21 protein-coding genes are annotated in these 24,913 nt (G+C 71.5%); 3 read left to right on the top strand and 18 right to left on the bottom strand.

Going from position 1 to position 24,913, the window contains the following annotated elements; translation table 11 throughout:
- Nucleotides 1-18 precede the first annotated feature (18 nt).
- The gene (locus G4X40_RS18035; protein ID WP_277834515.1) at nt 19-945 is read left to right on the top strand and encodes a hypothetical protein; all 927 of its coding nucleotides are present in this window, start codon (nt 19-21) and stop codon (nt 943-945) included.
- Complete coding sequence (locus G4X40_RS18030) at nt 942-1,688, top strand: sensor domain-containing protein (RefSeq protein ID WP_277834514.1); 747 nt, start codon at nt 942-944, stop codon at nt 1,686-1,688. The genes G4X40_RS18035 and G4X40_RS18030 overlap by 4 nt, the downstream gene beginning before the upstream one ends.
- A 95-nt stretch (nt 1,689-1,783) precedes the next feature.
- Here the strand turns inward: G4X40_RS18030 and G4X40_RS18025 are convergent, their stop codons facing one another.
- Together G4X40_RS18025 and G4X40_RS18020 are read right to left on the bottom strand one after the other, a co-directional pair.
- Nucleotides 1,784-2,287 carry a hypothetical protein gene (locus tag G4X40_RS18025; RefSeq protein WP_277834513.1) on the bottom strand — a complete coding sequence of 168 codons (504 nt, stop codon included), beginning with the start codon at nt 2,285-2,287 and terminating at the stop codon, nt 1,784-1,786.
- Nucleotides 2,288-2,365: 78 nt separating this feature from the next.
- Nucleotides 2,366-3,733, bottom strand: coding sequence for a DNA polymerase IV (locus G4X40_RS18020; protein WP_277834704.1), 1,368 nt, complete (start codon nt 3,731-3,733; stop codon nt 2,366-2,368).
- A 170-nt stretch (nt 3,734-3,903) separates the two neighbouring features.
- Between G4X40_RS18020 and G4X40_RS18015 the strand changes: the two genes are divergently transcribed.
- Entirely contained in the window at nt 3,904-4,605 is a 702-nt protein-coding gene (locus G4X40_RS18015; RefSeq protein ID WP_277834702.1) for a TetR/AcrR family transcriptional regulator, read from the top strand.
- A gap of 52 nt (nt 4,606-4,657) precedes the next feature.
- Here the strand turns inward: G4X40_RS18015 and ileS are convergent, their stop codons facing one another.
- The 16 genes from ileS to G4X40_RS17935 form a co-directional block, all read right to left on the bottom strand.
- A complete protein-coding gene (gene ileS, locus G4X40_RS18010) occupies nt 4,658-7,837 on the bottom strand; it encodes an isoleucine--tRNA ligase (RefSeq protein WP_277834511.1) in 3,180 nt (1,059 codons plus the stop codon).
- A 295-nt stretch (nt 7,838-8,132) separates the two neighbouring features.
- A complete protein-coding gene (locus tag G4X40_RS18005) occupies nt 8,133-8,579 on the bottom strand; it encodes an SUR7/PalI family protein (protein WP_277834509.1) in 447 nt (148 codons plus the stop codon).
- A gap of 27 nt (nt 8,580-8,606) precedes the next feature.
- Nucleotides 8,607-9,425, bottom strand: a complete 819-nt coding sequence (gene wag31 / locus G4X40_RS18000; protein WP_277834507.1) for a DivIVA-like cell division protein Wag31 — start codon at nt 9,423-9,425, stop codon at nt 8,607-8,609.
- Nucleotides 9,426-9,501: 76 nt separating this feature from the next.
- On the bottom strand, nt 9,502-9,804 hold the full coding sequence (locus G4X40_RS17995; protein WP_277834505.1) for a YggT family protein: 303 nt from the start codon (nt 9,802-9,804) through the stop codon (nt 9,502-9,504).
- A gap of 256 nt (nt 9,805-10,060) precedes the next feature.
- Nucleotides 10,061-10,738 (bottom strand): cell division protein SepF, encoded by a 678-nt coding sequence (locus G4X40_RS17990; protein WP_277834502.1) that lies wholly within the window; start codon nt 10,736-10,738, stop codon nt 10,061-10,063.
- 70 nt (nt 10,739-10,808) lie between these two features.
- On the bottom strand, nt 10,809-11,555 hold the full coding sequence (locus tag G4X40_RS17985) for a YggS family pyridoxal phosphate-dependent enzyme (protein WP_277834500.1): 747 nt from the start codon (nt 11,553-11,555) through the stop codon (nt 10,809-10,811).
- The gene (gene pgeF, locus G4X40_RS17980; protein ID WP_277834499.1) at nt 11,552-12,310 is read right to left on the bottom strand and encodes a peptidoglycan editing factor PgeF; all 759 of its coding nucleotides are present in this window, start codon (nt 12,308-12,310) and stop codon (nt 11,552-11,554) included. The genes G4X40_RS17985 and pgeF overlap by 4 nt, the downstream gene beginning before the upstream one ends.
- The gene (gene ftsZ, locus G4X40_RS17975) at nt 12,307-13,530 is read right to left on the bottom strand and encodes a cell division protein FtsZ (protein ID WP_277834497.1); all 1,224 of its coding nucleotides are present in this window, start codon (nt 13,528-13,530) and stop codon (nt 12,307-12,309) included. Before ftsZ ends, pgeF begins: the two co-directional genes overlap by 4 nt.
- 225 nt (nt 13,531-13,755) lie before the next feature.
- Entirely contained in the window at nt 13,756-14,586 is an 831-nt protein-coding gene (locus tag G4X40_RS17970) for a cell division protein FtsQ/DivIB (protein ID WP_277834495.1), read from the bottom strand.
- Nucleotides 14,583-16,127, bottom strand: a complete 1,545-nt coding sequence (gene murC, locus G4X40_RS17965; RefSeq protein ID WP_277834493.1) for a UDP-N-acetylmuramate--L-alanine ligase — start codon at nt 16,125-16,127, stop codon at nt 14,583-14,585. The genes G4X40_RS17970 and murC overlap by 4 nt, the downstream gene beginning before the upstream one ends.
- Nucleotides 16,127-17,251, bottom strand: coding sequence for an undecaprenyldiphospho-muramoylpentapeptide beta-N-acetylglucosaminyltransferase (gene murG / locus G4X40_RS17960; protein WP_277834492.1), 1,125 nt, complete (start codon nt 17,249-17,251; stop codon nt 16,127-16,129). Before murG ends, murC begins: the two co-directional genes overlap by 1 nt.
- Nucleotides 17,252-17,405: 154 nt before the next feature.
- Nucleotides 17,406-19,127, bottom strand: a complete 1,722-nt coding sequence (ftsW, locus tag G4X40_RS17955; protein WP_277834490.1) for a putative lipid II flippase FtsW — start codon at nt 19,125-19,127, stop codon at nt 17,406-17,408.
- A gap of 16 nt (nt 19,128-19,143) precedes the next feature.
- On the bottom strand, nt 19,144-20,640 hold the full coding sequence (gene murD / locus G4X40_RS17950; protein ID WP_277834488.1) for a UDP-N-acetylmuramoyl-L-alanine--D-glutamate ligase: 1,497 nt from the start codon (nt 20,638-20,640) through the stop codon (nt 19,144-19,146).
- The gene (mraY, locus tag G4X40_RS17945) at nt 20,637-21,716 is read right to left on the bottom strand and encodes a phospho-N-acetylmuramoyl-pentapeptide-transferase (RefSeq protein ID WP_277834486.1); all 1,080 of its coding nucleotides are present in this window, start codon (nt 21,714-21,716) and stop codon (nt 20,637-20,639) included. Before mraY ends, murD begins: the two co-directional genes overlap by 4 nt.
- On the bottom strand, nt 21,713-23,281 hold the full coding sequence (locus G4X40_RS17940) for a UDP-N-acetylmuramoyl-tripeptide--D-alanyl-D-alanine ligase (RefSeq protein WP_277834484.1): 1,569 nt from the start codon (nt 23,279-23,281) through the stop codon (nt 21,713-21,715). Before G4X40_RS17940 ends, mraY begins: the two co-directional genes overlap by 4 nt.
- Nucleotides 23,282-24,871 (bottom strand): UDP-N-acetylmuramoyl-L-alanyl-D-glutamate--2,6-diaminopimelate ligase, encoded by a 1,590-nt coding sequence (locus G4X40_RS17935; protein WP_277834483.1) that lies wholly within the window; start codon nt 24,869-24,871, stop codon nt 23,282-23,284.
- Nucleotides 24,872-24,913: the final 42 nt, after the last annotated feature.

The following is a 24,913-nucleotide window of genomic DNA, read 5'->3' as shown; positions in this document are numbered from 1 at the left end:
CCCGCTAACCTGGCTGACGTGACCCTTCCGTCCCCCACCGCCCGCGTGTGCGCGGCGGCACCGCTTGCCCTGATGCTCGCCGCCACCCTGGTGGGATGCGGCAGTTCCGGTGACGGAGCAGCCGCCCCGACCACCGAGCAGGCGGCCATCCCGGTGTCCGCCGTGCGTGTCACACTGCTCGACCCGGGCGCCGGGCCGCGCACGGTGCTCGACCGCAGATCCGCGGTCGGCACCACCGGGTCCGCGGTGCTGAGCACCAGCGCCGCCGTCAGCCAGACGCTCGCCGACCGGCCCCCGAGGGATTTCTCCAGCCCCGCGATGCGGATGCCGCTGTCCGCGCACGTCACCTCGTCCGAGCCCGGCATGACCGAGGTCGCGCTGACCCTCGGGGAGGTGACCAGTCCCGATTCGACCTTGAACACCGAACTCAAGGCGGAACGCGGCGCCCACGCCGGGCTGACGATCGCCCCCGACGGCGCGATCACCACCCTGCGCATCAGCCCACCGCCCAACGCGGACAACATGGCTCGCGCCGCAGTGGAACAGGCCTTCTACCAAGCGATCTACTCGACGGTGGCGCTGCCGTCCGAGCCCGTCGGCGTCGGCGCCACCTGGAAGACCGAGCAGCACTTCACCAGCGCCGTCGAACTGGACCAGACGATGAACGTGACGCTCAAGGCCCGACAGGGCGGCGTCGTCACCCTCGACGTGCAGGTGAACCAGTCGCCGATCTCGCCGGTGTGGGTGATGCCCGGCGACACCCGCAAACTGAACATCGACAAGTACGAGATGACCGGCGGCGGAACGGTCACGCTGGATCTGGACGCGCCGCTGCCGACGAGCGCGGACATCACCGTCGGCGGCGAACAGGTCTTCCGGGTCCCCGATTCCGACGCCACCATCTCGCAGACACTCGGCAACCACACCCAGTGGAGCGCGCGATGAACCGGCGTGCGGCAACGGTCGGCACCGCCGGTCTGGTGGCGGTGCTGTCGACGACGCTGGCCGCGTGCGGCGGCGGAGCGCCCGCCGCGCCGGCCCTGCCCACGCTCGGTCCCGCCCGCACCGCGCCCGCACCGACCGCGGGCCCGATCACCGACGCGGCGAAGCTCATGACCACGGTGGTCGCGCCGGAGGATCTACCGCCCGGGTTCAGCGAGCTGCCCGGGGGCGACGGCACCGCGCTGGTCGACCCGGCCGCGCCGTCGACGACGGCCGGACCGGACCGGTCCGGAACCGACCCCGCGACGTGCGCGAAGGTGCTCTCCCCGATAGCCGACCAGAGCCCGGGCGCGGTGTCGCGCACCGCGATCCACTACACCGGCCCCGGGTTGCGCAGCGTCGACCAGGACTCCGCGAGCTACCCCGGCGTCGGGGCGCGCGACGCGTTCGCGGCCGCGCAGCACGTGCTCGCCGGGTGCACCGCGTATTCGGGGACCGACGCCGACGGCACCCACATCACCTACCGGCTCGGCGGACTCGACCAGCCGCAGTCCGGCGACGCCTCCACGTCGTTCCAACTGCACGCCACCAGTGCGGGCACCACGCTGGTCTTCGACGTGACGATCCTCGTCGTCGGCGCGACGGTCACCCAGATCGCGGCCTCGGGCACCGAGCCGTTCGACGCCGCCGCGATGACCCGGATGTCCGCGGCGGCGGCCGACCATCTGCGCGCGGCCGGCCAGTAGGCGACCGACACGCCATTCGGGAACAGACGCCGGAAACGCCGCTGCCCGGCAGAACCTCGTGGTTCTGCCGGGCAGCGGTTGCGTCAGTCGACCCGTCAGGACGGGCAGGCAGCGCTCTTGAGGCCGAGCGCAGCTGCGATGCCGCAGGCGTTCTCCTTGGAGAGCTTCCACTTGCCGTTCTCGGCGACGAAGGTCGCGGTGCCGGGGTTGGTCTGACCGTTGAGGGTGACCTCGAAGTTGGCCTGCAGGGTGCCGTCGCCCTGGTCGATGACCGGCCCGACGACCTTGTAGGCCAGGCCCTGGGTCTGCGACGCCTTCTGGGCGATCTGGTCGAACAGCGTCGGGTCCTGCGCCGCGCCCTGAACCAGGTCTTCCTTCTGGGTGGCCGGGATGCTCGGGTCCAGCGCGGTCTTCAGCTCGGCGTTGAGCTGGTCGACGGTCGGCACCGGCGGGAACTGGCTCGGCGCGGAGGCCGAGGTGGTCGCCTTGGCCGTGGTGGTGTGGGTGGCGCTGCTGTTGTTGTCGCTCGACCCGCAGGCCGACATCGTCAGCGCGGCGCCGAGCGCCAGCACCGCGATCGCAGACTTACGAAAGTTCAATGCTCGTCCTATCCGTCGTGGTCCGGCGCATGGCGGACCGATGCTCTGTCCCTCGGATACCCCCGAGTAGCCCCACCACTATGTCATCCCACCTGCCGCATCCGCACCATCCGTCGCGTCGGCGAGCAACTCCGGCCAGTCCAGGCTGATCCGCGGGTCCGCCGGGGCCAGCGCCGGATCCGCGACGGCGAACGTCCTCATCGGCCCGCGCCCCGAAATGCGGGTCTCGAACCGCACCGACACCACGCCGTGCCCGATTCCCTGCACCCAGCCGTGGCCGAAGTCGTCGTGGCGGACGTCCGCGCCCGGACGCAGCTCCACGACCGCGCGGTCGGGTGCGGGCGCCGGCGCGGTCTCGGACTGGTCTGTCGCGTCCAGGTCCGGGAACAGCACGGTCTGTTGCACCGCCGAGAGCCCGGCCAGGCCGACCCCGACCAGGCGGATCGGACCGATCTCCGCCGGATCGATGACCAGCCGCTGCGCCGCGGCGATGAGCGTCTCGCGTGCTGTCGTGGCGTAGGGCAGCGTCGACGAGCGGGTCACCGTGGACATGTCCGCCTTGCGCAGTTTGACGACCACCGTGCGCGCGCCCCGGCCGTCGTTCGTCAGCCGCGTACACGCCGCCTCCCCGGTGGCCTGCACGGCGGCGCGCACCTCGGCGCGGGTCATCAGGTCGTGCTGGAAGGTCGTCTCGGCGCTGATCTGCTTGGACTCCGCCCGTTCGGCGACCGGGCGGTCGTCGATCCCCCGTGCCAGCCGGTGCAGCGCGGGGCCGACCGAGGTACCCAGCAGCGAGCCGACCTCGACCGGATCGAGCGCGGCGAAGTCGCCGATCGTCTCCACGCCCACCTTGCGCAGGCGCTCCTGCGCCACCGGCCCGATCCCCCACAGCTTCCGCACCGGCAGGGCCGCCATCAACGCGTCACGCTCGTCGGGTCCGATCACCCGCTGCCCGTGCGGCTTGGCCAGCCCGGAGGCGATCTTCGCGACCTGCTTGCCCGACCCCGCCCCGACCGAGGCGACCAGGCCCGTCCGCTCCAGCACCCGCTCGCGCAGCCGCGTGCAGAACTCTTCCGCCTCCGCGACCGACGCGCCGGCCAACTCGGCCGGCTCACCGAACGCCTCGTCGAGCGAGAGCTGCTCGATCACCGGGATCACCTCACGGACCACCGAGAACACGTGCCGGCTGGCCACCTGATAGACCTGGCCACGCGGCGGCAGCACCACCGCGGAGAGCCCGACCAGGCGACGCGCCTGGTGCATCGGCATCGCCGAGCGGGCGCCGTACCGGCGGGCCTCGTAACTGGCCCCGGCGACCACCCCGCGCTGCCCGGTCCCGCCGACGAGCACGGGGCGCCCGCGCAGCGTCGGCCGGGTCAGCTGCTCGACCGAGGCGAAGAACGCGTCCATGTCGAGGTGCAGCACCCACCGGGCACCGGACTGCACAGACACCTCCACAGCGCCATTATGACCGGCCCCGCCGACAACAGATCGGCGCTCTCGGTCGGACGCGGCGCACACGACAATTGACGCCGCTCTCGGTCGTCGTCATGCTGCAGACCATGACCGACGCGACCGATCCCCAGTCGAACCGTTCCGACGCGGACGACGCCGCCCTGACCGGCACCCCGCGGGCACGGGCGCGGGTCCAGACCATGTCGGACATCCTGCGGATCGGACGCACGCACCTGAGCCGGCACGGCGCGGCCGCGCTGTCGCTGCGGGCGGTCGCCCGCGACCTCGGGGTGGTCTCGTCGGCGGTGTACCGCTACGTGCCCAGCCGGGACGCGCTGCTGACGATGCTCATCGAGGACGCCTACACCGACCTGGGCGCCGCGACCACGACCGCCGAGCGGGCGGTGCCCCGCGACCGGTACCGCGACCGCTTCCTCGCCGTCGCCGACGCGGTGCGCGGCTGGGCGCTGGCCGAACCGGCCCGCTACGGGCTGTTGTTCGGCAGTCCCGTGCCCGGCTATGTCGCTCCGGCCGAGCGCACCACCGAGCCCGGCACCGTCGTGGTGCGACTGCTCGTCGGGGTGCTCCGCGACGCCCACGCGCACGGCGCGCTGCACACCGTCGAGGCCGCCGTGCCGGCGGCGCTCGGCGCCGACCTGCGGCCGGTGCTGGCCGAGTACGCGCCGGACCTGCCCGAGGACGCGCTGGCCCGCGGCGTCCTGTGCTGGGCGGCACTGTTCGGCGCGGTCAGCTTCGAGGTGTTCGGCCAGTACGGCGCGAACACGTTCGCGCACCCGGAACTGCTGTTCGCGCACCAGATGCGGGCCCTCGCCGACACCGTGGGGCTGCGCCCCAGCACGTGAGCCCCCGGGCGTGAGTTGCGGGGTCCGGACCCCGCAACTCGCGCACCAGGCACTAGGCCTTCGCGAGGGCCGCGCGCACGCCGTCGCCGAGATCGACCGGCGCCGCGGCGCTGTCGACCTCGCCGAACGACAGGTCCACGGCGAGCACCTCGCCGGCGATCAGGTCGCCGTGGGTGCGTGCCCAGTCCATGCGCTCGTCGGGCACCTGCAGGACCAGCCGGATCCGGTCGGAGACGTCGAGGCCTGCGGACCGGCGCGCCTCCTGCAGTTCGCGGACGCGGTCCTTGGCCCAGCCCTCGGCCTCGAGTTCCTCGGTGACGTCGGTGTCGAGCACGACCAGTCCCGCGCCGCCCGGCAGCGCGCCGGTCGAATCCGGCTCGGCGGCAACGAGCTTCGACGTGTACTCGCCCTCGGCCAGTGCGATGCCCGCCGCCACCACGACGCCGTCGCGCTCGGACCAGTCGCCCGCCTTGACGGCCTTGATGACCTTCTGCACGTCCTTGCCGAGGCGCGGACCGGCCGCCCGCGCGTTGACGACCAGTTCGAACTTGCCGTGGGTGTCGACGTCGGTGCTCAGCTCGACCGTCTTGACGTTGACCTCGTCGGCGATCAGGTCCAGGTACGGCCGCAGGGTCTCGCTGTTCGGGGCGGCGACCGTCACCTTGGTCAGCGGCAACCGCACCCGCAGCTTGTTGGCCTTGCGCAGGCTCAGCACCACGCCGCACACCGACTGCACCTCGTCCATGGCGGCGACCAGCGCCTCGTCGCGCGGCAGCTCGTCCGCGGCCGGCCAGTCGGTCAGGTGCACCGAGCGCCCACCGGTCAGCCCGCGCCAGATCGCCTCCGAGGCCAGCGGCAGCAGCGGCGCGGCCAGCCGGGTGACGACCTCCAGCACGGTGTGCAGCGTGTCGAACGCCTCGGGCGCCTCGTCGCTGCCCGCCCAGAACCGCGGACGCGACCGGCGCACATACCAATTCGTCAGCGCCTCGCTGAAGCTGCGCAGCAGATCGCAGGCCCGCGCGATGTCGCACACCTCGAGCGCCTCGGTCGTCTCGTCGCGGCACTGCGCGAGCTTGGCGAGGATGTAGCGGTCCAACAGGTTCGGCGAGTCGGTGCGCCACTGCCCCGGCCGGTCCGCGTACAGCTGCAGGAAACTCCACGAGTTCCACAGCGGCAGCAGTGCCTGCCGCACCCCCTCACGGATGCCCTGCTCGGTGACGACCAGGTTGCCGCCGCGCAGAATCGGCGAGGACATCAGGAACCAGCGCATCGCGTCCGAGCCGTCGCGGTCGAACACCTCGGACACATCCGGGTAGTTGCGCTTGGACTTGCTCATCTTCAGCCCGTCGTTGCCCAGCACGATGCCGTGCGAGACGCAGGTGCGGAACGCGGGACGGTCGAACAGCGCGGTCGCGAGGACGTGCATCATGTAGAACCAGCCGCGGGTCTGGCCGATGTATTCGACGATGAAGTCCGCCGGGTAGTGCTCCTCGAACCACTCGCGGTTGTCGAACGGGTAGTGCACCTGCGCGAACGGCATCGAACCGGAGTCGAACCAGACGTCGAACACGTCGGTGATCCGCCGCATCGTCGACGCACCGGTCGGGTCGTCCGGGTTGGGCCGGGTCAGCTCGTCGATGTACGGACGGTGCAGGTCGGTCGGCCGCACCCCGAAGTCGCGTTCGAGTTCGTCGAGGCTGCCGTACACGTCGACGCGCGGGTACCGCGGATCGTCCGACACCCACACGGGAATCGGCGTGCCCCAGTAGCGGTTTCGTGAGATCGACCAGTCCCGGGCGCCCTCGAGCCACTTGCCGAACTGGCCGTGCTTGACGTGCTCCGGGTACCAGGTGATCTGGTCGTTGAGTTCGACCATGCGGTCGCGGAACGAGGTGACCTCGATGAACCACGAGGTGACCGCGCGGTAGATCAGCGGGTTGCCGCACCGCCAGCAGTGCGGGTACGAGTGCTCGTAGGTCTCGTGCCGCACCAGCCACGCACCGTTCTGCGCGGCCGCACCGGAGGCGTTCTTCAGGTCCCGGATGATCTGCGCATTCGCGTCGAAGACCAGCTGGTCCTCGTAGTCGGGGACCTGCGCGTCGAACCGGCCGCGCGCGTCGACAGGGGTGACCGGGGTGATGCCGGCCGCGTCCGTGACGACCTTGTCGTCCTCACCGTAGGCGGGGGCGATGTGCACGATGCCGGTGCCGTCCTCGGTGGTGACGTAGTCGGCCGCCAGCACCTGGAAGGCGTGCGCGGTCTGCTCGAAGTACGGGAACGGCGGCAGGTAGCGCAGCCCGAGCAGGTCGGCGCCGGTGTGGTGGGCCAGCACCTGCGGGTCCTCGCCCAGTTCCTTGGCGTAGGCGCCGACGCGGGCCTGCGCGAGCAGCACCCGGCGGTCGTCAGGGCCCTGCACCAGCACGTAGTCGACCTCGGGGTTGACCGCGGTGGCCAGGTTCGACGGCAGCGTCCAGGGCGTCGTCGTCCAGATCAGCAGGTAGGCGTCGTTCAACTCGGCGAGCTCGCCCTCGTTCCCCGAGACCCGATACCCGACGGTCACCGCCGGATCCTGGCGACTCTTGTAGACGTCGTCGTCCATCCGCAACTCGTGGTTGGACAGCGGGGTCTCGTCGCGCCAGCAGTACGGCAGCACGCGGTAGCCCTCGTAGGCCAGGCCCTTGTCGTAGAGCTGCTTGAACGCCCAGATCACCGACTCCATGAACGTGATGTCCAGGGTCTTGTAGTCGTTGTCGAAGTCGACCCAGCGGGCCTGGCGGGTGACGTACTCGCGCCACTCGTCGGTGTACTTGAGCACCGAGGTGCGGCAGGCCTCGTTGAACGCCGCGATGCCCATCGCGTCGATCTGCGACTTGTCGGTGATGCCCAACTGGCGCTCGGCCTCGAGTTCGGCGGGCAGCCCGTGGGTGTCCCAGCCGAAGCGCCGGTCGACCTTCTTGCCGCGCATCGTCTGATACCGCGGCACGATGTCCTTGACGTAACCGGTGAGCAGATGGCCGTAGTGCGGCAGGCCGTTCGCGAAGGGAGGTCCGTCGTAGAAGACGAACTCGGGGGCGTCGGCGCGGTTGCGGACGCTCTCCCGGAAGGTGTCGTCCTGCGCCCAGAAGGCCAGCACGTCCTCCTCGAGCTTCGGGAAGCTGGGCGTGCCGGACGTGCCGCCGGTCAGATCGACGAGGGGATACTTCGGCGAACCGGACGATGCTGGTGTGGTCATGGAGAGCTCCTCGTGCCCGACTGTCCCGGCACGGGGACGACGACAGTGCCCGTCGCACTGCCACCGCGGTACCACCCCGCTTACCGGAGAGGACTCTCCGGCCACTCGACCATGGGCTGTAACGGGCCCACCCGTCCGGTTCTACTGAGACGACGTCGGCGCCGCCCGTTCTTCCGAAGGCTCCCCGGTGATGGCCGGATCGACGCCATGGTGCTGATGTTCTCGGTATTGCTTGTCTCGGTGTTGCTGTGTTCCTGCGGTCACGACGGACTGTTCGGCGCGGCCGCAGCCGATTCTACCGGCCCGGCGCGTCCCTATCGTCCGCCGCCGAGTGACGCCCCGCATCGGCCGGTCCGATGGAGTCGGCCGATCCGTGGGCCTGCCACTGATCGGTGACGCGGGGGATCTCGGTGGTCTCCTCCGCGGAGGACTCCGCCGACCACACCTGGGTCGGCTCATCGGACGAGTCCTCGTGCGGACGGCCCATGTCCAGCTGCTGGGTGACGGCGTCGTCGCCCCCGTCACCGCCCGCCTCGACGTCCTCATGCGCCGGCGCCGCATCGAGCCCGTCATCGTCGTCACCGGCGGACCGGCGATTCGACAGCACGTCGATGATCAGCAGGATGAACCCGACGATGCACACGGCGATGCATGCCCAGGCGAACCACACGCTTCCGGTCACCAGTGCGACGACCAGAAGGATGAAGCCGATCGCGGTGACCGCGAGCGCGACAACCAGCACCAGAGTCTCCCTCGCTCGTGAAGTGCGCTAGTTCTTGCCCTGACCGAACGACTGGTCCTGCTTCGAGAAGCCCGAGCCCTGGCCGGTGTCGGCCGGGGCAGCGGAGCCGCGCTGGGCCAGCTCCTCGAGCTGCCCCTCCAGGTAGGTCTTCAGGCGGGTCCGGTACTCACGCTCGAAGGTCTTGAGCGTCTCGATCCGGCCCTCCAGCACGGTGCGCTGCTGGTTGATGGTGCCCATGATCTCGGTGTGCTTCTTCTCGGCGTCGGCCTGCAGCGCGTCGGCCTTCTCCTTGGCCTGGCGGACCTGCGTCTCGGACCGGGTTCGCGCGTCGGCGAGCAGCGCCTCGGACTTCTGGCGCGCCTCGGCCATCATCGAGTCGGACTTCGACCGGGCGTCCGAAACCATCTGCTCGGAATTGGTGCGCGCATCGGTGAGCAGCTTCTCCGACTCGACCTTCGCGTCGCCGGTGAGGCGCTCCGCGGTCTCCTGCGCGAGACCGAGCAGCTTGGCAGCCTGCAGCTGGGCGCCGTCGTCGTTCTTGGCGGGCGCCGTGGGAGCCGCGGCGGCCACCGGCGCCGGGGCGGGCTCGGGCGCCTTGGGGCGCTCCACGACCGGGGCGGGCGCCGGCGCCGCGGGCGCCTTGGCGGCACCACGCTTGGCCTCGGCGAGCTCCTGGTCGAGTTCGGACACCCGCTGGCGAAGGTCCGAGTTCTCCTCGATGAGGCGGGTCAGCTCCGCCTCGACGAGGTCGAGGAACTGGTCGACTTCGTCTTCGTTGTAACCCCGCTTACCGATTGGCGGCTTGCTGAACGCGACGTTGTGCACATCAGCTGGAGTCAGCGGCATGGAAGGTTCCCCTCACGCATTCATTCGGCGGTCGAGCGAGTGTTCGTCGATCACGGTGTAACTACAGCCCATCCTGTCACACGAGGCCCGCGGGCTGCATCAGAGTGCGTACGACCGCCATCAGAATGAAGATCAGGAACATCAGGACCATAATCGAAAGATCCAGTCTGACCTGGCCCAATGGAATAGACGGAATGATCCGGCGGAGCAGTCTGACCGGTGGGTCGGTGACCGTGAACAACAATTCGAGTCCGACCGCGACGGCACCCGTCGGATGCCAGTCTCGGGCGAAGGTCCGGATGAACTCGACGATGATCCGGCCGATCAAGAGCAGCCAGAAGACGAAGAGCAGGTAGTAGATCACCACAAGCACGGGCACTCCTCCACTCTGCCTGACGGCGGCGGACCGCCCAAATCCCACCACGGCGAGCCGTGAATGTCGCAGCGGCGAGCCGTGAATGTCGCAGCGACCAGCCGTGGATATGCACCGACCCGTCGGGTCGCAGACCTGGCCGAGCGCACCCGAACGCACTTCGGACCGGGGAACTCGTGTTCCCCGGCCCGAGATCGTGTGTCGGCCTGGCCCGGCTTCGCCCCCGTCGATCCGTGGGTGCCGAATCGGCGGCAGCGATTGCCTACTTGTTGTAGAAGCCCGTTTCCGCGATCCGCCGGCGCTCCTCCGCGGAGACATCGATGTCGGCGGGCGAGAGCAAAAACACCTTTGTCGCGACTTTGTCGAATGAGCCACGCAATGCGAATGCCAATCCCGCGGCGAAATCGACGAGTCGCTTCGCGTCCGCATTGCTCATCTCGACCAGATCCATGATGACCGGGACCCCGTCACGGAAGTGTTCGCCGATCGTGCGCGCCTCCGAGTAGTCGCGCGGCCGCAGCGTGGTGATCTTCGAGAGGCTGCCGCCCTCGTCGAACAGGGACGCATTGCGGCGGACCTCCGCGCGCGCCTCGACCCGAGAATCGACGGCCAGGGATCCGCGGGTGGTCGCGGTCGACTGCATGCGGGCGGGGGCGCGCGGCGGCAGCGGCTCGAGCCGGGGCGCGTGGCGCATCGGAGGCGGCGTGTAGCGGTCGGGCTCCTCGTACTCGTCTGCCTGGTAGGCGCCGACGTCGTAGGAGCCCTTGTCGTACCCGCCGTTGTCGTAGGCACCCTTGTGGTAGGCGGACTCGGGGCCGTAGCCGTCTGCGGCGGACATCGGCCGGCCACGCGAGGACATCGGCTCCTCGAGGTAGTCGTCCTCGTACTCGTCGAGGGGAACCATTCCGAAGTACGCCTTGAACTTGTGCAGGGTGCTCATCGATCGACCTTCCTTGGCGTGGCTCGGTAATCGGGAATCGTGGTCGGCCGCTGGGAGTTCCCTTCGGCGTTCAACGCGAGGCTATCGGCCGCGCACCCAACAGTGCGGTACCGACACGCACACACGTCGAGCCGTGCCGCACGGCCGACTCCAGATCCCCAGACATCCCCGCCGACAATTCGGTCGAATCCGGATGTTCCCGGAGGAATCCGGCCCTGATCCCGGCGAGCGTCTCGAACGCCGCGTCGGGATCGGTGCCCAGGGGCGGCACGGCCATGAGCCCGACCAGTTCCACGGCCTCGGCCTGCTCGACCCGATCTGCCAGCGCGGGCAACTCGTCCACCACGACCCCACCGCGGGCGGGGTCCCCGTCGAGGCTCAGTTGCAGGAGAACCCGCAGTGGCGTGGACCGCTCGCCCGCGTCGAGTGCCGCACGCGACGCGGCAGCGAGGGCGTCGACGAGCCGCGCGCTGTCCACCGAGTGGACCGTCGACGCCCAGCGGCTGATCGCCCGCGCCTTGTTGCGCTGCACCCGGCCGAGCATGTGCCAGCGGACCCGGCCGGCCTCCTGCCCGCCGAGCTCGCGGCACGCCGCGACCTTCGCCGAGGCCTCCTGTTCGCGCGACTCACCCAGGTCCCGGCAGCCGAGTTCGATCAGCGTCATCGCGTCGGCCGCGGGAAAGTACTTGGTCACGGGCAGCAGCGCGACGGTCGCCGGATCACGCTGGGCCACCGTGCAGGCCGCCGCGAGCCTGGCCCGGACCTCGTCGAGCGCGGTCCGGATCTGCACTGCCCGCTCTGTCGGGTCGACCGTCACGGCCGCCCTCCCGCGGGCGACGACTCCATCCAGATCGCGGCGGCCTGCCGGCCGGTGGGCGCGCCGCGGCGATGACTGAACAGTGTCTTGTCCTCGATCGTGCAGCGGGAGTCGACGGTGATCGCCCGCACGCCGGCGGCCTCGAGCTGGGCGGTCAGCCCGATCCTGATGTCCAGCGACGGCGTGCCCTTGCGGGTGCGCCCGGCACTGCCCGGCAGGTGAGTCTCGACGTCGTCACGCATGGGGGCCGGCACCTCGTAGCAGAGCCCGCACGCGGCCGGACCGAGCAGCGCACCGATCCGCTCCGGCGAGGCGCCCAGCCCGCTCATCGCGTCGAGCACCTGCGGCAGAATACCGATCCGCGCACCGACCCGTCCGGCGTGCACTGCCGCCACCACGCCCGCGGACTCGTCGGCGAGCAGCAGCGGCACGCAGTCGGCGGTGAGCACGACCAGCGCGAGGTCCGGCCGATCGGTCACCAGCGCATCTGTCACCGCCACCGGTGCTGCGACCGGGTCGGTCACGACCGTCACATTGCGCGAGTGCACCTGCTCCATCCACACCAGGCGCTCCGGCGGCAGCCCGATCGTCCGGGCCAGCCGACGTCGGTTGGCATCGACCGCGGACGGCTTGTCGCCGACATGGTCACCGAGGTTGAACGAGCCATAGGGCTCGTGCGACACCCCGCCGGCGCGGGTGGTCAGGACCCGTCGAACCCGGTGTCCGGGCCCGACGGGGTCTGTGTGCGCGTTCAACGGCGCATGAAGGGCGGGACGTCGACCTCGTCGTCCCCCTCGTCGACCATGCGCACACTGTGGTGACCCGAGCTGAAGCCGCCGACCGGCTCGGCGACCGGCGCCGGCGGCACCGCCGAGCCGGCCTGGGCGAAGCTCGCCGGGTCCGGCGCGGGGGCGGGCGTGGGGGCGGCTTCCGGCGCCGGGGCGGCCTGGCCGATCTGTCCGGCGCGGGCCGCGCCGAACGTGCCCCGGCCCAGGCCCGCGCCGGTGTCGATCTGCTTGCGTGAGGGGGTACCGCCGTCGAACCCCGCCGCGATGACCGTCACCCGCACCTCGTCGCCGAGCGAGTCGTCGATGACCGTGCCGAAGATGATGTTGGCGTCGACGTGGGCCGACTCCTGCACCAGGGACGCCGCCTCGTTGATCTCGAACAGGCCCAGGTCGCTGCCGCCGGCGATCGAGATGAGCACACCGTGCGCACCGTCCATCGACGCCTCGAGAAGCGGCGAGTTGATCGCGGCCTCGGCCGCCTTGATGGCCCGGCCCTCGCCGCGCGAGGAACCGATGCCCATCAGCGCGCTGCCCGCGCCGGACATGACGCCCTTGACGTCGGCGAAGTCGACGTTGATCAGGCCGGGGGTGGTGATCAGGTCGGTGATGCCCTGGACACCGTTGAGCAGCACCTCGTCGGCGCTGCGGAACGCGTCCATCAGGCTGACCGCCTCGTCACCGAGCTGGAGCAGCCGGTCGTTCGGGATGACGATCAACGTGTCGCAGGATTCGCGCAGCGCGGTGATGCCGGCCTCGGCCTGGCCGCCGCGACGCTTGCCCTCGAAGGAGAACGGCCGGGTCACGACGCCGACGGTCAGGGCGCCGAGCTTGCGGGCGATGCTGGCGACCACCGGGGCACCGCCGGTGCCGGTGCCGCCGCCCTCGCCCGCGGTGACGAACACCATGTCCGCCCCCTTGAGGAGCTCCTCGATCTCGTCCTTGGCGTCCTCGGCGGCGCGCCTGCCCACCTCGGGGTCCGCGCCGGCGCCGAGACCGCGGGTGGAGTCGCGGCCCACGTCGAGCTTGACGTCGGCGTCGCTCATCAGCAGTGCCTGCGCATCGGTGTTGATCGCAATGAACTCAACTCCCTTGAGTCCCTGCTCGATCATCCGGTTGACGGCGTTGACCCCGCCGCCGCCGATACCGACGACCTTGATCACGGCGAGGTAATTGTGCGGGGGCGTCATGGGCTCTCGCCTTCCATAGTCTTCGGGTCCAGCAGTGTTCGGATCCAGCTCGGTGGTTCGAGTTCGGCACGGTGGTTCGAGTTCCGGGAACAAACCCTCAACCTCAACCACAGGCTTAGAGTTATGTCAAGTGCCGAACTACGGGCAGACGCTATGCACCAGGCTCACGTAGCGCCAGCAGGCGCGCCGAGCGCGCCGCGATTTGCTGCGTCGATCGTCGTGCGTTCACTTGACGGTCGGCAGGTTCGGGCTGGACACGTCGTACGACTGTCCCGGCCTGGTGAGCACGGCCAACGCGACCGCCGCCTTGCGCGGGGTGTCCTGCGCGGTGCCCCAGTCGACGACGCGCTTGTCGTTCAGGGTCAGGGTGATCTGGTCGCCGGACGACGCCGACACCTCGAGCACCTGGTCGCGCAACTGGGCCGGCAGTCCGGTCAGCACCGACAGGGCTGCCCGCGCCACCTCGTCGCCCGATGCCGGGCTCGCGACCTTCAGCCGCGGCAGACCCGGCGGCGGAGGCTCGGTGGCGAAGTCGACGTCGTCCGCGTCGACGAGATGGGTGCCGCCGGGGCCGTCGAAGAACGCCACCGGCACCCGCTCGACGATCGTCACCCGGATGGTCGACGGGAACTCGCGTTGCACCCGCACGCTCGCCACCCGCGGGATCCCGGCCACGCGGGCGGCCGCCGAGGCGGTGTCGACCTGCAGTAGCGGCTGGCCCTGCGGGATCTCCAGCGCGGAGACGACCTGATCCTCGGGGACGGCGCCCAACCCGGACACCACCACCGACCGCACCGACAGCAGCGGGGTGAAGTACACCAGCGCCGCCAGCCCGGCGACGACGCACAGCGCCGCCACCGCGACGAGCGCGGGACGCCCTCCGAAACGACCACCGCGACGGCCACGACCACGACCTCGACGGCCGCGTTCGCCGCGCCGATCACGGCCGCCGGTCTCGGCTCCGTCACCGGCCCCGTCCTCGGCACCGGCCCCGTCCTCGGCGACCTCGTCGCGGGGATCGTCCGCCGCCTCCCGCACGCCGCGCGACCGGCTCACGCCTGCCTCCGGTCCCGTCCTGCCTGTGCACGGCCGGGTACGACGTGCCGCTGCCGCGACCGCAATGCGTCGAGGATCTCGTTGCCCAGCATGGTCACGTCGCCCGCTCCCATCGTCATCACCACATCACCCGGCGCGGCCAGTTCGGCCACCTGGTTCGCCACCTCGGACATCACCGGCTGGTAGTGCACGGGCACGGTCACCGCACCGGCGATCAGCGCGCCGCTCACCCCGGGCAGCGGCTCCTCACGGGCCGCGTACACGTCGAGCACGATGACCTCGTCGGCGAGGGAGAGCGCCGCGGCGAACTCGCCCGCGAAGGTCTGCGTCCGCGAGTACAGATGCGGCTGGAACACCACGATCACCCGGCCAGCGGGCTCGTCCGATGCCGATGCCGCCTCCACCTGCGCGTCGAGCAGGTCGCGGGCGGCGCCCAGCACGGCCGTGACCTCGGTCGGGTGGTGGGCGTAGTCGTCGTAGACGCGGACCCCGCCGGCGCGGCCGGAGAACTGGAACCTGCGGTGCACCCCGCCGAACCCGGCGAGCCCGTCGAGGATCTCGTCCACCGCGGCGCCGACCTCACGTGCGGCGAGCAGCGCCCCCAGCGCGTTGAGGGCCATGTGCCGTCCCGGGACCTCGAGCCGCAGCGACCGCGGGCGGTCCTCGCCGACGAGTTGCACGGTCCCGGCGCCGCCACCGTCGCGGGAACGCCATTGCAGCAGGCGCGCGCCGACCTCGACGCCGGCCTCGTGGGGTTCGGAGCCGTAGCCGAGCACGCGGACCCCGCGGTCCCGGGCACGCACGGCCAGCGCGGCCGCACCCGGGTCGTCCAGGCAGGCCACCAGCAGCCCGCCGGGCTCGATCCGGTCGACGAAGTCGTCGAACACCTGGACGTAGGCCTCGAGGCTGCCGAAGAAGTCGAGGTGGTCCGCGTCGACGTTGGTGACGACCACCACCCGGGGGCTGTACTGCAGCAGCGAGCCGTCGCTCTCGTCGGCCTCGGCCACGAACAGATCGCCGTTGCCGTGGTGCGCGTTCGTCCCGGCCTCGTTGAGCTCGCCACCGACCACGAACGACGGGTCCACGCCGCAGTGCTGCAGGGCGACGACCAGCATCGAGGTCGTCGAGGTCTTGCCGTGGGTGCCCGCGACCAGCAGCGAGCGGAAACCCTCCATCAGCGACGCCAGGACCGCCGGACGCAGGATCACCGGAATCCCGCGGTCCGCGGCGGCGAGCAACTCAGGGTTGGTCTTGGGGATCGCGCTCTGGGTACTGACCACGCAGGTCGGTCCGCCGTCGATCATGTCGAGCGCGGCGGGGTCGTGGCCGATGCGCACCTGCGCGCCGCGTGCCCGCAACGCGAGCACCCCGCGCCCCTCCTTGGCGTCGGAGCCCGAGACCTGTCCCCCACGCGCGAGCAGGATCCGCGCGATCCCGGACATCCCGGCACCGCCGATGCCGATCATGTGGACCCGGCGCAGGTGCTCCGGCAGTTCCTGCGCACCGCCCGACGCAGTCTCGGCGGCCTGTTCCCCGCTCATCACGCCTGCCCCCTCGCCACATCCATCACGATCTTCGCAATCTCTTTCGCCGCATCGCGGTGTCCGGCGCCGGCGGCGCACTCCGACATCGCGTCGAGCCTCCGGCGATCCTGCAGCAGCGGCACCATCGTCTCGACGACGCGCCGCGGTGACAGGTCCGCGTCGGCCACGATCATGCCACCGCCCGCCGCGACCACCGGCTTCGCGTTCAGTTCCTGCTCGCCGTTACCGTGCGGCAGGGGGACGTACATCGCGGGCAGTCCGACGGCGGAGACCTCGGCGACCGTCATCGCGCCGGAGCGGCAGATGACCGCGTCCGCCGCCGCATAGGCGAGGTCCATCCGGGTCAGGTACGGCACGGTGACGTAGGCCGGCGCAGCCGGATCCCGATCGACCGACACCGTGTTCTTCGGCCCGTGTGCGTGCAGCACCGAGATGCCGGCCGCGCCGAGTTCGCGCGCCGCACCGGCCACCGCCTCGTTGAGCGACCGTGCGCCCTGCGACCCGCCGAACACCAGCAGGACCGGCGCCTCCGGGTCGAGGCCGAAGTGTTCCCGCGCCTGCGCGCGCAGCCCTGCGCGGTCCAGTCCGGTGATCGATCCGCGCACCGGGATGCCGACGACCTGGGCGCCGCGCAGACCGGATCCCGGCACCGCCGCGAGCACCCGGGCCGCACCGCGGGCGCCGACCTTGTTGGCGATACCGGCGCTCGCGTTCGCCTCGTGGACCACCACGGGGATCCGGCGTCTGCCGCGCCGCAGACCACGGCTCGCGGCCAGATAGGCGGGCAGCGCCACGTAGCCGCCGAAGCCGACCACGACGTCGGCCTGCGTCTCGTCGAGCACCGCGCGCGTGCGCCGCACCGACGCGCGCACCCGCCCCGGCAGCCGCAGCAGGTCGAGGGTCGGTTTGCGCGGCAGCGGCACCGGCGGGATCAACTCCAGCGGATAGTCGCGGGCCGGTACCAGGTCCGTCTCGAGTCCCCGCTCGGTCCCCAGCGCCGTGACGCGGACGGTCGGGTCGAGTTCGCGCAGCGCGTCCGCGACCGCCAGCGCCGGTTCGATGTGCCCGGCGGTGCCGCCGCCGGCGACCACCACCGACAGGGCCCGATCACCACTGCTCACGAACCGATTCCTCGCTCTCTGTTCTCACTGCGCCGTTCTCACTGCATCGTTCACGCGTTGCCGTTCACGCGCCGCCGCTCGCCCACCGCCCCGGTGGGCGCGTGCTGTCGTGACCCCGGATCCGGCGAACTGCGACCGTCGCGACGACGGGGCCTCAGGACATCCGGCGTTCGCGGTCGAAGACGGCCGGCCGACGGCGCGGGGGCCGTCCGCCGCCCGCGGGGTCACCCGATTGTCCTCCATCGCGCCACCCGGCCGGCCGCGGCGGGGGCTGCTCGCCCCACGACCGCCGCGGCCGCGGGCCCTCCCAGGCCTCGGCCCGCCACGACTCGGCGCCGGACGCGCCGACCGCGGTGTGCCCGGCGCGCTGCGCGGACTGCGACCGTTTGGGCGGAGACTGCTTGGCGGGCTTGGGGGTTCGCGCAGCGGTCGGCCGGCCGGCGGACATCTGCCCGGCACGCGGTTGCGGTTGCTTCGTCGGCGCCTTGCGCGGCTGCGCCGGTTTCACCGGCTTCCCGGCCACGTACTTCCCCGCGCCGGGTGGGCCGCCGCGTGTCTTCCCCATCGCCGGTTGGGTGCCCACCGGGCGCTTCTTGGCCTTGGCCTTGCGGGCCTGCTTCGACCGCACGCCGAACGGGTCCTGCGGCGAATACGGCTCGGGACTCGGTAGCCGCAGCAGCCGCCAGAACCGGGGTTCGCGGCCCGCCTGCAGGGCCGCGATCGCGGCCGGTTCGTGTCTGGCGGCGTTCGCGATCACCCCGAACATGAACAGCGTCATGGCCGTCGAACTGCCGCCCGCGGAGATCAGCGGCAACTGCAGGCCGGTGACCGGCAGCAGCCCGACCACATAGCCGATGTTGATGAACGCCTGGCCGATCGTCCACACCGTCGCGGTGGAGACCATCAGCTTCAGGAACGGGTCCAGCGAGCGCGCCGCGATCCGCATGCCGGTGTAGGCGAACAGCGCGAACAGCCCGAACACGACCGCGCAGCCGATGAACCCGAGTTCCTCGCCGAGGATCGCGAAGATGAAGTCGTTGTGGGCGTTGGGCAGGTAACTCCACTTGGCCCGGCTCTGGCCGAGTCCGCGGCCGAAGAGCCCACCGTCGGCCAGCGAGTACTTCGCCTGCCGGGACTGGTAGTCGGCGCCCTGCGAGTCGGCGCCGGGGTTGAGCCACGCCCGGATGCGCGCCGACCGGTAGCCCGCGGTGAACCCGGCGATGATCGCCAGCGTCACACCGCCGCCGAGCAGTGCGCCGAAGATCTTCAACGGCAGCCCGGCGAACCACAGCAGCGCGACCACGATGATACCCAGCGCGATCGTCGTACTCAGGTTCGGCTCGAGCACCACCAGCACGAAGATCAGCATCGACACCGGCACCAGCGGGATGATCATCTCTTTGATCGTCGCGTTCTCGCGGCGCCGCGAGGCCAGCAGGTGCGCACCCCAGATCGCCAGCACCACCTTGGTGGTCTCCGATGGCTGCAGCGACAGCGATCCGATGGTGAACCACCGCCGACCACCGCCGACCTCGTCGCCGATGCCGGGAATGAGCACCATCACCAGCAGCACGACGGAGACGATCAACGCCGGGAAGGACACCCGCCGCAGCAACCGGATCGGCAACCGCAACGCCACGTAGAACAGTGCGGCACCGAGCACGGTGAAGATGAGCTGCGAGGTGAACAGACTGTACGCCGACCCGTCCGCCGCGTAGGCCTCCACGCTCGACGCCGACAGCACCATCACGAGGCCGAGCACGGTCAACAGCACGCTGACGGTGACGATCAGGTGGAACGAGGCGAGCGGACCCGCCAGCCACACCCCGATCGGGGTGCGCGGGGTGCTCGTCTTCTCCGCCCCTGACTTCCCCATCAGCGCTCGGCTCCCATCAGCTGTCGGCGGTCACCTGCAGGGCCGCGTGCGCGAAGCTCCGCCCGCGGTGCCCGTAGTCGGCGAACATGTCCAGCGAGGCGGCAGCCGGTGCCAACAGCACCGTGTCGCCCGGGTGGGCCAGTTCCCGCGCCGACGCGACGGCGGCGAGCATCACCTGATCGGCGTCGCTGCCGGCGTCGAGCACGCGGCTCGAGCCCTGACCGGTTCCCACCGAAGCATCGTCCCGCGTGAACACCTCCACGACCGGGACCTCGGGGGCGTGTCGCGACATTGCGGCGGCGATCTCACCGCGGTCGCGGCCGATCAGCACCGCCCCGGCCAGCCGCGGCCCGATCTCCGCGACCAACTCGTCGACGGAGGCACCCTTGAGCAGTCCGCCGGCGAGCCACACCACCCGCGGGTGCGCGAGGATCGACGCCCGCGCGGCATGCGGGTTGGTCGCCTTCGAGTCGTCGACATAGCCGACACCGTCGACGGTGACTACCAGCGCGGACCGGTGTGGTCCCACCTCGTGCGCGTCGAGCCCGGCCGCGACGGCCTGCGCGGGAACCCCGATGGCGCGGGCCAGCGAGGCCGCGGCCAACGCGTCGAGCAGTCCCGGCGGTCCGCCCGGGTGCACCTGGTCGACCCGCGCGAGCACGACAGGGGCTGCGCTGCGGCTGTCGCCGGCTCCACCGCCGTCGCCGAACGCGCGGTCGACCAGTTCGTCGCCGACGACCCCGAGCTCGCCGGGGGCCGGTTCACCGAGCCGGAACCCGACGGTCGTCTCGGCCGGCGACTGCGCGGCCAGTCCGGCGGCGACCGGGTCGTCGAGCCCGACGGCGCCGACCCGCCCGGTGAGCACCCGTGCCTTGGCGGCCGCGTAGGCGTCCATGCCGCCGTGCCAGTCCAGGTGGTCCTCGGCGATGTTGAGCACCACCCCGGCCTCCGGGTGCACCGACGGCGCCCAGTGCAGCTGGAACGACGACAGCTCGACCGCCAGCACCTCGGCGCGCGGCTCGGCGGCCAGCGCGTCCAGCACCGGCAGGCCGATGTTGCCGCACGCCGCCGACGCCAGGCCCGCGGCGCGCAGGATCGAGTCGAGCATGGTGGTGGTCGTGGTCTTGCCGTTGGTGCCGGTGACCGCCAACCAGCGGCGCGGCGCGCCGAACCAGCCGAGCCGGTCCATCCGCCAGGCCAGTTCCACATCGCCCCACACGGGGACACCCAGCTCCGCGGCGCGGGTGAGCAGCGGCGCATCCGGCCGCCACCCGGGACTGGTGACCACCAGCGCGACCTCGCCCAGGCGACCGAGGGCCTGCTCCGGCGTCAGCACCGCGACCTCCAGGCCGGCGACCGCCGCGGACTGGTTCGCGTCGACCACCGACACCCGGGCGCCCAGGGCGATCAGCGCCCGAGCCGCGGCCCGCCCGGACACCCCGGCGCCGGTGACGAACACGTGCGCACCGTCGAGGAAACCGAGCTCACCGGGCCCCGGTCGGGGGCCGGTCACTGGCCGATTGCGGAGAGGAACTCCCCGTAGAACAGGGCCAGCCCGAGCGCACAGGAGATCGCCGAGAGCAGCCAGAATCTGATGATCACCGTCGTCTCGGCCCAGCCGCCGAGCTCGAAGTGATGATGGAACGGCGCCATCCGGAACACCCGGCGACGGCTGGTGCGGAACACGGCGATCTGGATGACCACCGACGCGGCCTCGGCCACGAACAGCGCACCGATCACGACGGCCAGCAACTCGGTCTTGGTCGTCACCGACAGGCCGGCGAGCAGGCCACCGAGCGCGAGCGACCCGGTGTCACCCATGAAGATCTTCGCGGGGGCGGCGTTCCACCACAGGAATCCGATGCACGCCCCGCCCGCGGCGGCCGCGATCAACGCCAGGTCGAGCGGGTCGCGCACGTGGTAACAGCCCGGATCGGGGGCGGTCGAGCACGAGTAGCGGTACTGCCAGAAGGTGATGATGACGTAGGCGCCGGTGACCATCGCCATCGCGCCGGCCGCGAGCCCGTCCAGTCCGTCGGTGAAGTTGACCGCGTTCGACCACGCGCTGACCAGCAGCAGGCAGAAGACCACGAAGATCACGCTGCCCATGGTGAGTGTGCTGATGTCGCGCACGTACGACAGCGAGGTGCTCGCCGGCGCCAGGCCGTTCGAGTTGGTGAACTGCAAGACCAACACGCCGAACAGCACCGCGGCGATCAGCTGACCGATCGTCTTGGCGGTCTTGTTCAGGCCCAGGTTGCGCTGCTTGCGGATCTTGAGGAAGTCGTCGAGGAACCCGACCCCGCCGAGTACCGTGGCCAGGCCGAGCACCAGCAGCCCGGACACCGACGGCCCGTCCGCGTGGAAGCCGACGCCGATCAGGTGCGAACCCCAGTACCCCGCCCACAGGCCGGCGAGGATCGCGACACCGCCCATCGTGGGGGTGCCGCGCTTGGACTTGTGGCTGTCCGGCCCCTCGGAGCGGATCTCCTGGCCGAAGCCCTGCCGGGAGAAGATCTTGATGAGCAGCGGCGTGAGCAGGATGGCGACGGCCAGCCCGATCCCTCCCGCGAAGAGAATCTGTCTCACTGCCGCCCCTCCGTCGTGTCGTCCCGATCGAGTCGGCCGCGATCCGTGGAACTCGAATGATCTTGATCGGCCGGACCCTGATCCAACAGGGCCTCGGCCACCTTCCACAAACCGACCGCCTGCGAGGCCTTGACCAACACCAGATCGCTGGGGGCGACCTCGTCGGCCAGCAGCGCGACGGCCGCGTCGGCGTCGGGAACGAGTGTCGCCTCGTCTCCCCAGGAGCCCTCCATGACCGCGCCCTGGTGCAGCGCGTGCGAGGGCCGTCCGGTGCCGACGATGACCAGCTTGCTGACGTCGATGCGCACCGCATACCGACCGACCCGGTCGTGCTCGATGACCGACTCGTCCCCGAGCTCGCCCATCTCTCCGATCACCGCCCAGGTCCTGCGGAAGGTCCCGTCGCGCTCTCGACCGGTGCGGGCCATCGACACCAGCGCCTTGAGCGCCGCGCGCACCGAATCGGGGTTGGCGTTGTACGAGTCGTTGATCACGGTGACCCCGTCGGCGCGGGTGGTCACCTCCATGCGCCGTGCCGACACCGGTCCCGCCGCGGCGAGCGCGGCGACGATCTGCTCGAGGCCGGCGCCGCATTCGAGCGCGACCGCCGCGGCCGCGAGCGCGTTGCCCACCTGGTGCTCGCCGTGCACGGCGAGCGTGACCGGGGCGGTCCCGGCCTGGGTGATCATCGTGAAGGAGGCGCGGGCCAGGTCGTCGAGGTGGATGTCGGTGGCGCGCACGTCGGCCGCCTCGGACTGCCCGACCCGCACGACCCGGGCCGCGGTGCGGCCGGCCATCGCCGCCACCAGCGGGTCGTCGGCGTTGAGCACCGCCACTCCCCCGTCGGCCGCGGACGGCAGCGCCTCGGCCAGCTCGCCCTTGGTCGCGGCGATCGCCTCGCGCGAGCCGAACTCGCCGAGGTGCGCGGTGCCGACATTGAGCACCACCCCGATGCGCGGCGGGGCGATCTCGGCCAGTGCGGCGATGTTGCCGCGGTGGCGCGCCGACATCTCCAGCACGAGGTGCCGGGTCTGCTCGTCGGCGCGCAGCGCGGTCCACGGGTGGCCCAGTTCGTTGTTGAACGATCCGGGCGGTGCGACGACCGGTCCGAGCGGCTCCAGGACGGCGGCGATCAGGTCCTTGGTCGAGGTCTTTCCCGACGAGCCCGTGACGCCGACGATGGTCAGTCCGGTGGTGGCGGCGAGTGCGGTCACGCTGTGGTGGGCCAGCTTGCCGAGCGCCGCCAGCACCGCCGCACCCGAGCCGTCCGTGTCGTGTTCGAGCGCCATCGCGCCGGTGTCCCCGGCGGGTAGCGGGTCGACCACCACTGCGGGAACCCCGACCGGCCGGGCCGCCAGCACGGCGACCGCGCCGGCCGCGACGGCGGCCGCGGCGTGGTCGTGGCCGTCGGCGCGGGCGCCGGGCAACGCCAGGAACAGCCCGCCCTCGGTGACCCTTCGCGAGTCGAACTCGACCGCGCCGGTCACCTGCACCTGCGGGTCGGCGACATCGACCAACCTGCCGCCCACGATCTCCGCGATCCGGGCCAACGTCAACGAAATCACTTACCGCACCCACTCATCTTCTTGATCTGTCCCGTGTGCCCGCTCGAGTGCCGTCGCCAGCACCTCACGGTCGTCGAACGGGTGCTTGACGCCGGAGATCTCCTGTCCGGCCTCGTGTCCCTTGCCGGCGATCAGCACGACGTCGCCGGGGCGGGCCCAGACGACGGCCGCCTCGATCGCCGCCGCCCGGTCACCGATCTCGCGCACCTCCGCGCGCAGCGGCGCGGGCACCTCGGCCGCCCCGGCGAGCAGCGCGGACCGGATCAGTGCCGGGTCCTCGCTGCGCGGGTTGTCGTCGGTGACGATGAGTAACTCGGCGCCGCGCGCGGCCACCTCGCCCATCACCGCGCGCTTGCCGGAGTCCCGATCGCCGCCCGCGCCGACGACCACCGCGAGCCGCCCGGCGCACTGCCCGCGCAGCGTGGCGATGACCGCCTCGAGCGCTGCCGGCTTGTGCGCGTAGTCGACGACCGCCAGGAACGGCTGACCACGCTCGACCCGTTCGACCCGGCCCGGCACGTCGACCCGCGACAGGCCCGGCGCGGCCGCCTCCGGATCGACGCCGGCGGCGTCGAGCAGCGCGACCGCGAGCAGGGCGTTGGCCACGTTGTACCGGCCGGGCAGTCTGATCTCGACCTCGAGGGCGGCACGGTCGGGGGCGGCAACCGTGAACCGCTGGGTGCCGGCCTGCTCGGTCCGCGGCGGACCGGCGGTCCAGTCGGCCTCCAGTTCCCCGGTGGCGACCGTGACCGCGCCGGGTCCGGCGATCCGGGCCATCCGGGCTCCCCAGTGGTCGTCGACGCAGACCACGGACCTGGCGGCGTGCACCGTCGAGGCCGGATCGAACAGCCGGGACTTGGTCAGGAAGTAGTCCTCCAACGTCGGGTGGAAGTCGAGGTGGTCCTGCGACAGATTGGTGAATCCGCCGACCGCGAACCGCGTCCCGTCGACCCGCCCGAGCGCGAGCGCATGACTGGAGACCTCCATGACCACCGTGTCGACACCCTGCTCCGACATCAGCGCGAGCAGCGCCTGCAGCCCGGGGGCCTCCGGTGTCGTCAGCGCGCTGGGCACGCGTCGCCCGCCCACCCTGGTCTCGACGGTGCCGATCAGCCCGGGGGTCCGTCCCGCGGCTATCAGCCCGCCCTCGACGAGGTAGGCGGTGGTCGTCTTCCCTGCGGTGCCGGTGATCCCGATCAGCTGCAGCCGCTCGGACGGGTTGCCGTAGATCCGTGCCGACACCTCGCCGAGGACGGTCCGCGGGTCCGGGTGCACCAGCACGGCGACCGGGCCGGCGGTGCCGGGCGATGCCGCCGCGACCCGCTCCAGACCGGCTGGGTCGGTCAGGACAGCCACGGCCCCGCGCTCGACGGCCTGGCCGACGAAGTCCGCGCCGTGCGCGTGCGCACCCGGCAACGCTGCGAACAGGTCACCGACCTGGATGTCCTGCGCGCGCAGGGCCACCCCGGTGACCTCGGTCTGTTCGGATCCGGACGCCAGTTGCGCACCGGTGAGCTGAGCGAGCCCCGCGATCGGGGTCCGTGGCGGGCGCTGCGGGCGCAGCGGACCGGCGGGTATGACGGCAGGCACCTGGGCGAGGCTCCTTTCGGTTTCGTCGGCGGCTGGCACGTC

This window comes from Speluncibacter jeojiensis (genome assembly GCF_029589495.1).
In the GTDB taxonomy this organism is placed as follows: domain Bacteria; phylum Actinomycetota; class Actinomycetes; order Mycobacteriales; family Mycobacteriaceae; genus Speluncibacter; species Speluncibacter jeojiensis.
Note: the sequence above shows the minus strand (reverse complement) of the source record. Positions and strands in the feature narration are given on the sequence as shown.

Excerpts from the sequence above, each read along its gene's own strand:
- G4X40_RS18030 (WP_277834514.1), top strand. The coding sequence starts at position 942 with ATGAACCGGCGTGCGGCAACGGTCGGCACCGCCGGTCTGGTGGCGGTG.
- ileS (WP_277834511.1), bottom strand. The coding sequence starts at position 7,837 with ATGACCACACCAGCATCGTCCGGTTCGCCGAAGTATCCCCTCGTCGAT.
- wag31 (WP_277834507.1), bottom strand. The coding sequence starts at position 9,425 with ATGCCGCTGACTCCAGCTGATGTGCACAACGTCGCGTTCAGCAAGCCG.
- G4X40_RS17990 (WP_277834502.1), bottom strand. The coding sequence starts at position 10,738 with ATGAGCACCCTGCACAAGTTCAAGGCGTACTTCGGAATGGTTCCCCTC.
- ftsZ (WP_277834497.1), bottom strand. The coding sequence starts at position 13,530 with ATGACGCCCCCGCACAATTACCTCGCCGTGATCAAGGTCGTCGGTATC.
- murC (WP_277834493.1), bottom strand. The coding sequence starts at position 16,127 with ATGAGCGGGGAACAGGCCGCCGAGACTGCGTCGGGCGGTGCGCAGGAA.
- ftsW (WP_277834490.1), bottom strand. The coding sequence starts at position 19,127 with ATGGGGAAGTCAGGGGCGGAGAAGACGAGCACCCCGCGCACCCCGATC.